This is a genomic window from Microbacterium sp. S1037, from assembly GCF_048381605.1.
Classification (GTDB): domain Bacteria; phylum Actinomycetota; class Actinomycetes; order Actinomycetales; family Microbacteriaceae; genus Microbacterium; species Microbacterium testaceum_B.
Genome location: NZ_JBLWIG010000001.1, coordinates 384,440 through 398,505, shown reverse-complemented (window position 1 = coordinate 398,505; position 14,066 = coordinate 384,440). Strand labels below are relative to the sequence as shown.

12 protein-coding genes are annotated in these 14,066 nt (G+C 71.7%); 8 read left to right on the top strand and 4 right to left on the bottom strand.

Annotated elements, in window-relative coordinates; translation table 11 throughout:
• Positions 1-44: 44 nt before the first annotated feature.
• Entirely contained in the window at positions 45-1,373 is a 1,329-nt protein-coding gene (locus ACMW4R_RS01685) for an MFS transporter (protein ID WP_058595280.1), read from the top strand.
• A 4-nt stretch (positions 1,374-1,377) separates the two neighbouring features.
• Here the strand turns inward: ACMW4R_RS01685 and ACMW4R_RS01680 are convergent, their stop codons facing one another.
• Positions 1,378-1,782: an MFS transporter permease gene (locus ACMW4R_RS01680; protein ID WP_418298969.1), complete on the bottom strand. Its 405-nt coding sequence runs from the start codon at positions 1,780-1,782 to the stop codon at positions 1,378-1,380.
• Positions 1,783-2,038: 256 nt separating this feature from the next.
• On the opposite strand from ACMW4R_RS01680, the gene ACMW4R_RS01675 reads away from it, so the two are divergent.
• Entirely contained in the window at positions 2,039-2,725 is a 687-nt protein-coding gene (locus ACMW4R_RS01675) for a GNAT family N-acetyltransferase (protein ID WP_418298968.1), read from the top strand.
• A gap of 3 nt (positions 2,726-2,728) precedes the next feature.
• Here ACMW4R_RS01675 and ACMW4R_RS01670 read toward each other — a convergent pair whose 3' ends face one another.
• Both ACMW4R_RS01670 and ACMW4R_RS01665 read right to left on the bottom strand, forming a co-directional pair.
• A complete protein-coding gene (locus ACMW4R_RS01670; protein ID WP_058595283.1) occupies positions 2,729-2,938 on the bottom strand; it encodes a hypothetical protein in 210 nt (69 codons plus the stop codon).
• A gap of 5 nt (positions 2,939-2,943) precedes the next feature.
• Entirely contained in the window at positions 2,944-3,756 is an 813-nt protein-coding gene (locus tag ACMW4R_RS01665; RefSeq protein ID WP_418298967.1) for an SDR family oxidoreductase, read from the bottom strand.
• Positions 3,757-4,086: 330 nt separating this feature from the next.
• Here ACMW4R_RS01665 and menC point away from each other — a divergent pair, with 330 nt between their 5' ends.
• From menC to ACMW4R_RS01635, 6 genes are all read left to right on the top strand, one after another.
• Positions 4,087-5,220 (top strand): o-succinylbenzoate synthase, encoded by a 1,134-nt coding sequence (menC, locus tag ACMW4R_RS01660; RefSeq protein ID WP_418298966.1) that lies wholly within the window; start codon positions 4,087-4,089, stop codon positions 5,218-5,220.
• Positions 5,221-5,356: 136 nt separating this feature from the next.
• Positions 5,357-6,745, top strand: coding sequence for a glycine--tRNA ligase (locus ACMW4R_RS01655; protein ID WP_363336546.1), 1,389 nt, complete (start codon positions 5,357-5,359; stop codon positions 6,743-6,745).
• A 7-nt stretch (positions 6,746-6,752) separates the two neighbouring features.
• The gene (locus tag ACMW4R_RS01650) at positions 6,753-8,087 is read left to right on the top strand and encodes an AAA family ATPase (protein WP_418298965.1); all 1,335 of its coding nucleotides are present in this window, start codon (positions 6,753-6,755) and stop codon (positions 8,085-8,087) included.
• Between the two features lies 1 nt (position 8,088).
• Entirely contained in the window at positions 8,089-9,135 is a 1,047-nt protein-coding gene (locus ACMW4R_RS01645; RefSeq protein ID WP_418298964.1) for a tetratricopeptide repeat protein, read from the top strand.
• Positions 9,136-9,290: 155 nt separating this feature from the next.
• Positions 9,291-10,301 carry an ATP-binding cassette domain-containing protein gene (locus ACMW4R_RS01640; protein WP_058595287.1) on the top strand — a complete coding sequence of 337 codons (1,011 nt, stop codon included), beginning with the start codon at positions 9,291-9,293 and terminating at the stop codon, positions 10,299-10,301.
• Positions 10,298-11,101, top strand: a complete 804-nt coding sequence (locus ACMW4R_RS01635; protein WP_058615089.1) for an ABC transporter permease — start codon at positions 10,298-10,300, stop codon at positions 11,099-11,101. Before ACMW4R_RS01640 ends, ACMW4R_RS01635 begins: the two co-directional genes overlap by 4 nt.
• A gap of 11 nt (positions 11,102-11,112) precedes the next feature.
• Here the strand turns inward: ACMW4R_RS01635 and ACMW4R_RS01630 are convergent, their stop codons facing one another.
• Positions 11,113-13,944, bottom strand: coding sequence for an ATP-binding protein (locus tag ACMW4R_RS01630; protein ID WP_418298963.1), 2,832 nt, complete (start codon positions 13,942-13,944; stop codon positions 11,113-11,115).
• Between the last annotated feature and the right edge of the window lie 122 nt (positions 13,945-14,066).

The window sequence follows — 14,066 nt, the reverse complement described above, 5'->3', positions numbered from 1 at the left end:
CCACCCCGCGACCGGATGTCGGTGCGCGCGGATAGCCTGGAACCGTGACCGACTCCCTGCGCCTCGACCGCCCGGGGTGGCGCACGTGGCTGCTGTGGGGGATCGGGCTGCTCGCCTACGTCGTGTCGATCGTGAACCGCACCTCGCTGTCGGCGGTGGGCGTCGACGCGGCGACCCGCTTCCACGCCGACGCCTCGGCGCTGTCGATGTTCGCCGTCATCCAGCTCTTCGTCTACGGCGCGATGCAGATCCCGGTCGGCCTCCTCCTCGATCGCTTCGGCGCCCGCCCGATCATCGCGATCGGCATGCTGCTGATGGCGGCGGGCCAGCTCGTCATGGCGTTCGCCGATGCGGTGGGGATCGGCATCCTGGCCCGCGTGCTCATCGGCGCGGGTGACGCGGCGATCTTCCCCAGCGTGCTGCGCGTGATCGCCACATGGTTCCCCGCGCAGAGAGCACCCCTGCTGGTGCAGCTGACCGGGATCATCGGCCAGTTCGGGCAGATCATCGCCGTCGTGCCGCTCGCCGCCCTCCTGCACGCCACGAGTTGGAGCGTCGCGTTCGGCAGCGTCTCCGGGCTCGGCGTGCTGTTCGGTGTGCTGACGTACCTGATCATCCGCAACCGCCCGCCCGAACGGCGCTCCGATCCGGTCGACACGTCCGTCGACACGCAGACGGGCGCGATCCGCGTCGTGAAATCCTCCGCCGACCTGCGTCAGGGGTTCCGCGAGTCGTGGGCGCACCCGGGCACGCGCCTCGGCTTCTGGTCGCACTTCGCCACGCCGTTCGCGGGCACCGCGTTCATGCTGCTGTGGGGGTTCCCGTTCCTCACCGCGGGCGAGGGGCTCGCACCGGCCACCGCGTCGCTCATCATGACGACGCTCGTGTTCTTCGGCATCCTGTGCGGACCGGTGATCGGCGCGCTGTCGAGCCGGCACCCGACGCGGCGCTCGCGCTGGCTCGTCCTGCCGACCGTGGTGTTCCAGGCGGCGGTGTGGATCGTCGTCATCGTCTGGCCGGGACCCGCTCCGGTGTGGCTGCTGATCGTGCTGATGTTCGCGCTGTCGACCGGCGGCCCCGCGTCGATGATCGCGTTCGACCACGCCCGCACGTTCACGCCGAGCCACCGGCTCAGCACCGCGACGGGCATCGTGAACGGCGGCGGCTTCCTCGCGGCGCTCCTCGCGATCCTGTTCATCGGCATCGCGATGGACGTGCAGGGTGCCGGGACCCCCGACACCTACTCCCTGGACGCCTTCCGCTGGGCGTTCCTCATGCAGGTGCCCCTCTGGCTCGTCGGCGGGATCGCGATCGCCGTCGAGCGCGGTCGCACGATCCGCCACGTGGGCGGGATCGACAAGCTGCCCCGCTGACGGCTCACGCCCCGCCGGTCAGCCGACCCCACAGCTCGCCGATGAGCGGAGCGACGTCGGAGGCCCGCTCCGCTGATCCGGATGCCACGGCCACCAGCGGGAACACCGTCACGGCGAGTGCGACGAGAACGGCGAGCACGACCCACACGATCGCGACGCCCGTGCGTCGGCGGGTGAGCGCGAGCAGGAGCAGTCCCGCGACGATGACGACGCCGACCAGCGTCGCGAGGGTCACGCTCAGCGCGGGGAAGGGGATGAGACCTGCGGTCGACGCGGTGGCCCCGGCGAGGAACCCGAGGAGCGGCAGGAAGAGCCCCAGAGCGATCAGGACCACGATCCCCGCGCCGACCCCGGTCGCGATGAACACCCCTCGCGTGCGGCGGGCGGTGGTGATGCGTCCGGCTCTCATCGTCTCGTCCTCCCGTCGGGCCCGCGCGGTGCGGCGTCACTGGTGTGACGAGTCGACCCGGTCTTTCGTCACGCGGTGGGCTGTTCCGGCTCTCCAGGCCCGGTGCGGCATCCCTTGTCCCACTTATTGCTGGTTGAGGCGCCGTGAAGTGGCGAAATGTGGGACACGAAGCGTCAGAAGTGGGACGAGGGTGAGAGGCGCGGGCGCTGTCGCCGACACTGTCGCAGGTGCTGTCGCCGGATGCCAGACTCGGGGCATGAGCGAGATCGACATCCGTCCCCTCGAGACGATCGAGGGCATCCACGAGGCCTCGCGCCTGTTCGATGCGGTGTGGGTCGGAGACCGGGCGACGATGCCGGCGAACATCCTGCGGGCGCTCGAGCACTCCGGCAACTACGTCGTCGGGCTCTTCGACGGCGAGCACATGATCGGCGCCTCGGCGGCGTTCTTCGGTCCGCCCGCCGAGCGGTCGATGCACTCGCACATCACCGGGGTCCTGCCCGGCTATCAGGGCCGTGGCCTCGGTCGGCAGCTGAAGAACCATCAGCGCGAGTGGGCGCTGGGGCGGGGGATCGGGCACATCACCTGGACTTTCGACCCGCTCATCGCGCGTAACGCGCACTTCAACCTCGCCGTGCTCGGCACGCGCGTGACCGACTATCTAATCAACCAGTACGGCGAGATGCCCGACGACGTGAACCGCGGGGACGAGTCCGACCGACTCATGGTGTCGTGGGCTCTCGCCGAACCGCCCGCCCCGACACCGGCGGATGACACCGTTCGCGCGGTCGTCGAGATCCCCGACGACATCGAGGCCCTCCGTCGGACCGACCCGCCGGCCGCCGCCGCGTGGCGCGTGCGCGTGCGGGACGAACTGCGGGGGCAGCTGGCATCCGGCCGTCGGATCGGCGGCTTCGACCGTCGCGGCTACCTGATCGTCTGAGCCTCAGTCGCCGGAGACCGGCTCGTCCTTCTCGGCCGCGGGGTCGCCCTGACCCGGGCCGGGTCGCACGGCCGCATCGTCGCGCACGTCGATGCGTGTGACGCCGTCGTGCTCGGTGACGTCGAAGCGCGGGGCCGCGTCTTCTTCGGTGGCCTTGGGAGCCGACGTCAGCTGATCGTGACGGTTCTCTTCGAAGCTCTTGTCGTCGCTCATCGCTCTCACTTCTCTCCGGCCGAACGCCATGCGTCCGAATCCATGTGCGAGCCCGCCTGCGGGCCCATCTGCAGCATCCCGCCGTCGACGACCCAGCTCGCGCCCGTGACGTACGAGCCCGAAGGAGACGCCAGGAAGCGGATCACGTCGGCGATCTCCTCGGGCTTGCCCGGGCGACCGAGCGGGATCCCGGGGCGGTGGGTGCGCTCGGCATCCTCCGACGACATGTCGTTGATGGGGGTCGCGATCTCCCCCGGGGCGACGGCGTTCGCGGTGATGCCGTACTGTCCGAGCTCGAGGGCCATCGTCTTGATGAGGCCGCCGACACCGTGCTTCGCGGCGACGTAGGGGGCGGATCCGACGCGCGGCTGGTGCTCGTGCACGCTCGACACCACGATGAGTCGGCCACCCCTGCGCGCCTCCACCATGCGGCGTGCGGCCGTGTGCAGGGCGAGGAACGCGCCGTCGAGGTTGAGCGAGATGTCGGTGCGCCACGTGTCGAAGTCGAGGTCGAGGAACGAGCCCCCGATCCCGCCGCCGGCGTTGTTGACGAAGACGTCGAGGCCCCCGAGCTCGTCGGCCATGGCGTTCACGGCATCCGGGACCGCGCCGAAATCGGTCGCGTCGAACTGCGCGACGATTGCGCGGGATCCGCGGGCGCGGACGGCGGCGGCGGTCTCTTCCGCGCCGTCCTTGTCGGAGTGGTAGGTCACGGCGACGTCGATCCCGGCGTCGGCGAGGGCGAGGGCGGTGGCCGCACCGATCCCCGAGTCGGAGCCGGTGACGATCGCGTGGCGGGGGGTGAAGTCGTCGCTCATGCGCCCGACCGTACGCGTGCGGGGCGGCGCGGTCGTCGGCCTTGCCAGGTGCGGGAGGGGGCGTTACGGTCTCCGGCGCCCGGGGGGCGTCGCCGGTCCCTCCGCTGGCCCTCGGCGGCCCTCGCCGGTCCTCGGCTTGCGGCAGGACCGCGAGCGAAACTCCTGAGAAACCGGCGGTGGAAGGTCGCTCGGTCCCAGGGAAGCGGCCCGAGCGCCGATCTTTCAGAAGTTTCGCTCGCCGAAGGTGCGCCCCCGGCTCGCCGCGGGTGCGCCACCGGCACGCCGTGAGCGCGCCCCCGGTCCGCGCGGGCGCACGGTTAGCCTGCCGTCATGCTCCTCACCCGCCCCGCCTCGCCCGTGACCCTGGATGCCGTGGAGCTCCGCGTGCTGCACCTGCCCCTCGTTTCGCCGTTCACGACGTCGTTCGGCACCGAGACCGTGCGCGAGGTGATCGTCGTCGCGGCGGAGACCGCGGACGGCGTGGGCTGGGGCGAGGTCGTGACGATGGCCGAACCGCTGTACTCCAGCGAATACACCGCGGGCGCGTGGGACGTGCTGAGCCGCTATCTCGTGCCGGCGCTGCTCGAGCGCCGGACGTTCGCGCCCGAGGAGGTTCCCGGCATCCTGCGCCCCTTCGTCGGGCACCGCATGGCCAAGGCGGGCCTCGAGCTCGCGGTGATCGACGCCGCGCTGCGCGCCGAGGGGCGGAGCCTCGGCCAGTACCTCGGGGCCGAGAAGACCCGCGTGCCCTCGGGAGTCTCGGTCGGCATCCAGAGCGATCCCGCCGAGCTGGTCGACGTCGTGGGCGGATACCTCGATGAGGGGTACGTCCGCATCAAGATCAAGATCAAGCCCGGGCGCGACATCGCCGACACCGCCGCCGTCCGCGGGACCTTCGCCGACATCCCGTTGCAGGTCGACGCCAACTCGGCGTACACGCTTCAGGATGCCGACACCCTCGCCGAACTGGATCGCTTCGACCTCCTGCTCATCGAGCAGCCGCTGCAGGAAGACGACCTCGTCGACCACGCGCAGCTCGCGAAGAAGCTGCGGACGCCCGTGTGCCTCGACGAGTCGATCGTCTCGGCGAAGGCGGCCGCCGACGCCCTGACGCTCGGGTCCGCGGCGATCGTCAACATCAAGGCGGGTCGCGTGGGCGGCTACCTCGAGGCCGTGGAGGTGCACGACCTGTGCCGCGCGGCTGGGATCCCCGTGTGGTGCGGCGGCATGCTCGAGACGGGGATCGGCCGCGCGGCCAACGCCGCTCTCGCCGCCCTGCCCGGCTTCACGCTGCCGGGTGACATCTCGGCATCCGCCCGCTTCTACACGCGCGACATCGTCACCGAACCCGCCGTGATCGAGGACGGGCACGTTCGCGTGCCCACCGGACCCGGCCTCGGCGTCGAGATCGACGGGGCAGCTCTCGACGCCGTGACCGTGCGACGCGAGCGCCTCACGCGCTGAACCGCCGCACGGACCCGGGGCGCGGACCCGGCGCACGAGCCCGGCGCACGGGCCCGGCGGCGACGGGCCGCTTCGGTAAACTGGGGGTCCGCGTCATCCGCGGCATCCCACAGCTTTCCCGACCATTGGAGCCACCGTGGCCGAACAGTCCCGCCTCGACAAGGTCATCGCCCTCGCCCGCCACCGCGGGTTCGTGTTCCAGGCCGGTGAGATCTACGGTGGTTCGCGGTCGGCGTGGGACTACGGCCCCCTCGGCACCGAGCTGAAAGAGAACATCCGTCGCCAGTGGTGGCAGACGTTCGTCCGCGGGCGCGGTGACATGGTGGGCCTCGACTCGAGCATCATCCTGCCCAAGCGGGTGTGGGAGGCGTCCGGCCACGTCGCGACCTTCACCGACCCGCTGGTGGAATGCCTGCACTGCCACAAGCGCTTCCGCGCCGACAACCTCATCGAGGACTTCGAGGCCCGCAAGGGCCGTAAGGCCGAGAACGGCCTCGCCGACGTCCCGTGCCCGAACTGCGGCACGAAGGGCCAGTACACCGAGCCGAAGTCGTTCTCGGGCCTGGTCAAGACGTATCTCGGCGTCGTCGACGACGAGTCGGGTCTGTACTTCCTGCGTCCCGAGACCGCGCAGGGCATCTTCGTGAACTTCTCGAACGTGCTCACGGCATCCCGTCGCAAGCCCCCGTTCGGCGTCGGCCAGGTCGGCAAGGCGTTCCGCAACGAGATCACGCCCGGGAACTTCATCTTCCGCACGCGCGAGTTCGAGCAGATGGAGATCGAGTACTTCACGCCTCCGGCCGAGGCGAACGAGTGGTTCGAGCACTGGGTCGAGGCCTGCTGGAACTGGTTCATCGACCTCGGGATCGACCCCGAGAACATGAAGCGTTTCGACGTCCCCGAGGACGACCGCGCGCACTACTCCGCCGGCACGATCGACGTCGAGTACCGCTTCGGCTTCCCGGGCAAGGAGTGGGGCGAGCTCATGGGCGTCGCCAACCGCACCGACTACGACCTCAAGAGCCACTCCGAGGCGTCGGGTCAGTCGCTCACGTTCTTCGACCAGGCGTCGGGCGAGAAGTACACCCCGTACGTCATCGAGCCGTCGTTCGGTCTGACCCGCGCGATGATGGCGTTCCTCGTCGACTCCTACCGTGAAGAAGAGGTTCCGAACGCCAAGGGCGGCACCGACACCCGCACGGTGCTCAAGCTCGACCCGCGGCTCGCGCCCGTCAAGGTCGCCGTTCTTCCGCTCTCGCGCAACGAGCGCCTGTCGCCGCTGGCCCGTGAGGTCGCCGACACGCTGCGCGCGGCCGGATGGAACATCGACTTCGACGATGCCGGAGCCATCGGCCGTCGCTACCGCCGCCAGGATGAGATCGGCACCCCGTACTGCGTCACGGTGGACTTCGACTCGCTCGACGACAACGCCGTGACCGTGCGCGACCGCGACACGATGGGGCAGGAGCGCATCGGCCTCGACGCGCTCCACGGCTACCTCGCCGAACGGCTGCGCGGAGCCTGATCGGGTCATGACGGGCTCCGAGGACTTCGTCGAGATCATCCGGGCGGCCGTCGAGGCCGACCCCGGGAACATCGGTCTGCGCGTCGACCTCATAGAGCTGCTGCTGCAGGACCACCTCGACGAGGCGGCCGTGCAGATCGATCGTGTTGCCGAGCAGGGCGCGAACGCGGCCACCGTGAACGTGCTGCGGGCGCGGTTGATGGCGGCGCGCCTGCGCGCGGGACAGGCTCCGGATGCCGCACCCGGCGCGAGCGCGACGGGTGCGGCTCCGACCGGCCCGGCGTCGGTGCCTCCGCCTCCCGCGCCCTGGGCGACGTCGCCCGCCGCGACGCCTCCCGCCGCGCCCCCGCCCGCTGTGCCCGCGCCCGCCGCGGCGACCGGGCCGGCCCCCGCCGCGCCCGACACCCCGCCGGACGACCCGCCCCTCGTCGGGATCTCCGCGGAACAGGTCGAGAAGCCGGCCTGGGACGTCGAGCGTCCGGCGGTGACCCTTGCCGACGTCGCGGGGCTCGACGAAGTCAAGCAGCACCTGAACGGCGCGTTCCTCCTTCCGATGCGCAATCCCGAGATGGCGCGCATGTTCGGCAAGGCCGCGCGCGGCAGTCTGCTGATGTACGGCCCGCCGGGCTGTGGAAAGACGTTCATCGCCCGCGCGATCGCGGGCGAGCTCGAAGCGAACTTCGTGCACGCGACGCTCGCCGATCTCGTGCGTCCGCATTTCGGCGAGACCGAGCAGGCGATCCACTCCCTCTTCGAGGCGGCCCGCGCCGCGCGCCCGTGCGTGATCTTCATCGACGAGTTCGACGCGATCGGCGGGCGCCGGACGTCCGGCGGCTCGTCGTCCCAGTACCTGCGGATGTTCGCCAGCCAGTTGCTCGAAGAGTTCGACGGGGTGGATGCCGACAACGACGGCATCTACATCCTCGCCGCCACGAACCGTCCGTGGGACGTCGACCCGGCGCTCCGGCGTCCGGGACGACTCGATCGCACGGTGCTCGTGCTTCCGCCCGACGAGCCCGCGCGCGTCGCGATCGTCGAGAACACCCTGCGGGACAAGCCCGTGGCTGCGGTCGACGCACGAGAGGTGGCGCGACGGACGGCCGAGTTCTCGGGTGCCGACATCGCCTATGTCGTGCACCAGGCGATCGAGGCCGCATTCACCGAGTCCGTGGCATCCGGGGTTCCGCGCATGATCGGCACCGCCGATCTCGAGAGGGCCGCGGCGAAGGTCGTGCCCTCCACGCGCGAATGGTTCGAGCAGATCAAGCCGGTGCTCGAGTACGGGATCGACGACGGCACGTTCGGTCAGCTGCGGGCCTACCTCAAGCGGCACCGCATCTGAGATGGCCCCCGATCCGATCGCCGAGGCGCGGCGGTATCTCCTGCTCGACGAGCCGCGGGACGCGCTGCGGATCCTCGAGCGGGTACTGGCCGAGCAGCCCGACCACGGGCCGGCCCTGGCGTTGACGGCCTACGCGCGCCTCAAGACCGGCGACCTCGAGGCCGCCGAGCGCGACGCGCGTCTGGCCTTCGCTCACGCCGAGCTGCGCGCGCATGCCGCCGCCCTGCTCGCCCGCATCACGTTCGCCCGCGATCTGGTCGAGGCGACGGGATGGGCGAGCGAAGCGGTGCGGCTCGACCCGGGGCGCAGCGAGTTCCGCGTCCTGCTCGCCCGCGTTCTCCGCGAGCGACGGCTCCTCGGGCCCGCCCGGGTCGAGGCGGAGGCGGCCCTCGCGAACGCTGTCGCCGACGACGAACGCGTCGAGGCCCTCACCGCGGCGTCGTCGATCGCGCTCATCGAGGTCCCCCGGCGTCAGGAGGCCCTGCGCCTCGCCGAAGAGGCGGCCCGCATCGCACCGACGGATCCGATGGTGGGGCAGATGCTCGCCGGGGCGCAGGCGCTCACCGGGCGCCGGGCCGAGGCGATCATGACGGCACGCCGCGTGCTGAGCGAGCATCCGCTCGCTCGCGTTCCGCCCTACGTGGCGCATGTGGCGACCGCCCTGCTCGTGCGGCGCCTGATCGGACTCGCCACCCTCGCGACACTGGTCACCCCCTTCTTCACGTTCGCGATCTTCGTGCAGGTCCTCGGGATGCCGCTCGGCTCGCGCCTGGGCGCGGCCCTGGGTTTCGTGAGCGTCACGGCGATCGGTGTCGGTGTGCTCGGCCCCCTGCGCGAGCGCGCGGTCGCACGCGCGATGTGGCTGTTCGCCCGCCAACGCGCGAACGAGGTGGTGACGGTGCTCGCGGTAGCGGTCATCGCTGTGGGATACCTCGCCACGATCATCACGGGTTTCTTCCCCCTCGTCGGGATCCTGCCGCTGGTCGCCCTCGCCGCCTGGACCGTGCACGAGGTGAAGTTCACGCAGCTGCGCCCGCCCGCCCAGTGAAGGCCGAGGCCGTGCCGGCCGCCCCGCCCGGGGCGAGACCGCGGGCCGATCCGCCCGACACCGACAGACGCGCGCGAGCGCCCCTGACAGCGCCGTGACAGCGCCCCCGTCGCGGTGACAGGAGCACGACAGTGCGCCCGGCGCATCCTGTCGTCATGACCACTTCATCCACCCGCTCTCCCGCGGTCCGAGCCGAAGGGCTCGTCAAGACGTTCGGCTCCAACCGGGCCGTCGACGGCGTCGATCTCGTCGTCGAAGCCGGCACGGTCTACGGTGTGCTCGGCCCCAACGGCGCCGGAAAGACCACCACCATCAGCATGCTGACGACGCTGCTGCGTCCCGACGGCGGTCGGGCCGAGATCTTCGGCCACGACGTCGCCCGAGAGCCGCACGTCGTGCGCCAGCTCATCGGCCTGACCGGGCAGTTCGCCTCGGTCGACGAGAAGCTCTCGGCCACCGAGAACCTCATGATCTTCGGGCGCCTCCTCGGCCTCTCCCGGGGCGACGCCCGTCGAAAGGCGAGCGAACTCCTCGAGGAGTTCGGCCTCACCGAGGCGGCATCGCGTCCCCTCGCGAAGTTCTCCGGCGGTATGCGTCGCCGGCTCGACCTCGCGGCATCCCTCATCGCCCAGCCGCCGCTCATCTTCCTCGACGAGCCGACCACGGGCCTGGATCCCCGCACCCGCGGGCAGATGTGGGACACGATCCGCCGGCTCGTGGCATCCGGGTCCACCGTCGTGCTCACCACCCAGTACCTCGACGAGGCCGACCAGCTCGCCGACCGCATCGCCGTCATCGACCGCGGACGCGTCGTCGCCGAGGGCACGGCGCTCGAGCTCAAGGCCTCGGTCGGGCAGGCGTCGCTCGTGCTGCGTCTGCAGCCCGGCTCCGATCTCGACGTCGCCCGCGCGACGGTCGGACGTGTCCTGGATGCCACGGCCATCGTCTCTCCGGAGGCGGCGCGCCTCACGGTGCCGATGTCCGACCCCGATCAGGTCACCGACCTGCTGGTGGCCTTCCGCGAGGAGGGCGTGCACCTGAGCGAGTTCAGTGTGCAGCAGCCCACCCTCGACGAGGTCTTCCTCACCCTCACCGGCACCGGCGTGCCCACCGACGACCGCCCGGCGCACGAGAACGCCGACGCCCTGGAAGGAGTCCGCTCATGAGCGCCCTCACCCTCGAACGCGACCTCCCGCGCACCGCGAGCCTCGCGCAGACCGTCCAGAACACCCTCACCATGGCGGGCCGCGGTCTGCTGAAGATCCGGCGGACGCCCGAGCAGCTCATCGACGTGACGCTGCAGCCGATCCTCTTCACGCTGATGTTCACGTACATCTTCGGCGGCGCGATCGCGGGCGACGTGCAGAACTACCTGCCGATCATCATCCCCGGCATCCTCGTGCAGACGGTCATCACGACCTCGGTCGTGACCGGCACGCAGCTGCGCGAAGACATGGACAAGGGCGTGTTCGACCGGTTCCGCTCCCTCCCGATCGCGCGCATCGCGCCCCTGTCGGGGGCGCTGCTGGCCGACACGGTCCGCTACGCGATCGCGACGACGCTGACGTTCGCGATGGGCTTCGTCATGGGCTTCCGGCCCGAGGGGGGCCTGTGGGCCGTCGTCGCGGCGGGACTCCTCGTCATCGCGTGCTCGTGGGCGATCAGCTGGATCTTCGCGTTCTTCGGGGTCATCGCCCGCAGCGCCTCGAGCGTGCAGGGCATCTCGATGATCATCCTGTTCCCCCTGACGTTCCTGTCCAACGCGTTCGTCCCCGCCGACACGATGCCCTCGTGGCTGCAGTGGTTCGTCAACGTCAACCCCGTGTCGCACCTCGTGACCGCGGTGCGCGACCTCGTCAACAGCGGCACGGTCGGCTCCGACGCGCTCATCTCGCTCATCGGTGCGGCGGTCATCGTCGCGGTGTTCGCTCCGCTCACGGTGCGCGCCTACATGCGCAAGGCCTAGCCGAGCGGGCTTCAGTCGAGCAGGGCCGCGAGGGCCTCGGCATCCACGTCCGACAGGGGCGTCCGGATGCCGGGGCCCTCCGTCGTGGGAGCCTCGGGCAGCTCGGCCAGGCGCTCGCGCGTCCACACGAAGAAGGGGTCGCGGACGTCTGCGGCCCCGCGCACGGCGGCGGCCCGGGCGAGGGCTTCTTCGGCGCGGGAGCGACGCCCCGTCGCGGCGTTCCACCCGGCGATCGCGAGGAGGACCGTCGCGACGATCGGGAAGTCCCGTGACCTGATCGCGCGCTCGAGCGCTGAGCGGAGCGCGTCGCGGGCCTCGTCGTGCCGATCGAGCAGCAGCAGTGCCTGCGCGCGTTGCGCGTCGCGCCACGCCACGAACTGATCCGGGAAGCCGGGTTCGAGCGTGATGCGTTCGACCGCGCGAAGGGCTTCGGCTCCGTCGCCGGCGGCGACCGCGACATGGGCCACGGTCATGGCCGCCTGGGCGACGGAGCGCACCGAGCCGTCGGCGTCGGCGAGCCGCTCGATCTCCTCCACACGGGCGCGCGCCTCGTCGTCCCGTCCGAGACGGAGCAGGATGCCGACGGCTTGGGCGCGCTGCTGCAGGAAGTCCGAGACCGAGGTGAGGCCGCGGATCGCGTCGCTCGAGCGGTCGGTGACGAGGAGTGCCTCGTCGAGGCGGCCCTCGAGGATGAGCCACTCCGCGCGCAGCTGACTCGCGAAGCCGGTGCCCCACGGGTCGCCGATCGCGGTGAACATCTCGAGCGCGCGGCCGCTCTCGACGCCGAGCGTGGCGGCGTCTCCGGCGTTCTGCGCGGCCCCGGCGTGCAGCGTGTGCAGGATCGCCCGCGACCACGGCGGTGCGGCGTGCAGCTCGGTGTCGGTCACGTCGACGTGCCAGGTTCGGGCGGCGTCACCGTCCCCCACGGCGAGCACCGAGCCCGCGAGACGCAGCAGCGGCGGGATCAGCGCCGTGACCTCCGAGGGGTGTCGGTGAGCGGCTTCCTCGAGCTCGAGGCGGCGGGCCAGGAAGACCTCGGGCGACAGGCCGGTCGTGCCGCCGGGTTCGGGGAAGGTGGCCGAGAACAGCGCGACCGCCTCGACCACGATGGTCGGTTCGTCGTCGAGAGGGGTCGTGGGATCGGCGACGTCGGCGACCGCGCGCCGCAGGTCGTCGCTGCGCTCGCGGATCGCCCACGGCCAGAGCAGGCTGCGCAGCAGTCTTGCTCCCGCGCGACGGTCTCCCGCCCGGGCGAGGGCGCGGAGCGCCGCGGTCAGGTTCTCGTCGTTCGCGTCGAACCAGGCGAGGGCAGCAGGGAGCCCCGGCCCACGCACGTCCTGCTCCCACCGCGCGGCGAGAACCGTGAGCACGTCGGCGGCGGTGCGGCGGTACCGCTCCTCCTCGCCGTCGGTGCGCAGCCGGTCGAGCCCGTACTCGCGCACGGTCTCGAGCATCCGGAATCGTCCGTCACGCCGGGTGAGGAGCGAGCGGTCGACGAGGGCGTCGAGAGTGTCGGCATCCACCCCGAAGGCCGTGGCGACGGCGCGGGCGTCCGAGGCGCCGATGCCGTCGGGGAAGACGGCCTCGGCGCGCAGGGCGACCCGCTCGGGGTCGGTGAGGGTGTCCCAGCTCCAGTCGATGAGCGCCCGGAGGGTGCGGTGTCGCTCCGAACTGAGCCGCGGTCCGCGCGACAACAGGGCGAAGCGGTCGTCGAGGCCGGCGTCGATCTCGGCGAGGGTGAGGGTGCGCGAGCGCGCGGCGGCGAGCTCGATGGCCAGGGGGAGCCCGTCGAGGCGGCGCACGATCCGGGCGGCGGCCTCGTGCTCGTCCGGCGTCGGTTCGCTCCCGCGCGCGGATCGCACGCGGCGGCCGAACAGGGCGTCCGCATCGGCGGGCGGCAGAGGGCCGAGGTCGACGAAGGCTTCGCCCGGGATGCCGAGCGGCTCACGGCTCGTCGCGAGGACGCGCACACCCTCGCTCATCCCGAGGAGGGTCAGCGCGGCGTCCGCCGCTTCGCCCGTCACGTGCTCGCAGTTGTCGAGCACGAGCAGCACCTCGCGTCCGGCGACCGCCTCGGCGACACGCTCGGCCGAGGTCGAGGTCGCGCCGGTCGTGTCGCGCACGCGCATGCCGCGTCCGACGGCACCGGCGATCGCCGTCCAGACCTCTCCCGCCGCGGCCGGGGCGAGCTCGACGACGATCGCACCGGCGAGTCCGCGGGCGGTCTCGACGGCGAGCGTGGTCTTGCCCGCTCCGCCCGGGCCGACGATCGTGACGAGCCGGTCCGTGGTGAGACGTGCGCGGATGGCGTCGAGCTCGTCACCTCGGCCGATCAGGGTCGTGACCGGGGCGGGGAGCACGGGCGGAGCCGCGGGTGCGGGGGCCGCCGCGGCGAGGCGCTCGGCGTGGGCGCGATCTTCGAGGAGGTCGCGGACGAGCCAGTCGAAGCCCTCGCCCGGTGTCCAGACGTCGCCGGTCCACAGTGCCAGCGCTTCGCGGGCGCGGGCGCCGTCGTCGGTCTCACGGGCCTCGGCCACCAGGTCCTGGAAGAGCGTGATGTCGACGTCGCGGCGGTCCACGTCGAGGCGGTAACCGCCGGGCGTGGACGACACCGAGCCCGCGGGGAGCGCGCGGCGCAGGCGCGACACGAGCGACTGCAGGGCCGCCCGGGGGTCGTCGGGGACGTCGAGGGGCCAGAGATCTTCGACCAGGGCGCGGGCGCTCACGGTGGTGCCGGCATCCACCGCGAGGCGGAGGAGCAGCGACTGCTGGCCGCGCCCGGGCACGACGGCATCCCCGTCATCCGTGGCGACGCTCAACCCGCCGAAGAACCGCACCCGCACGGGATTCACTCTAGGTGGCCGCCCGGCGTCGCCCCACGAGCGCGTGCGCCCTCGCAGATTCGGAGACCGTCACCTGATCCGGAAGAAATGGGGCATTCGGTCCGAATCCGATGCATCCGTCC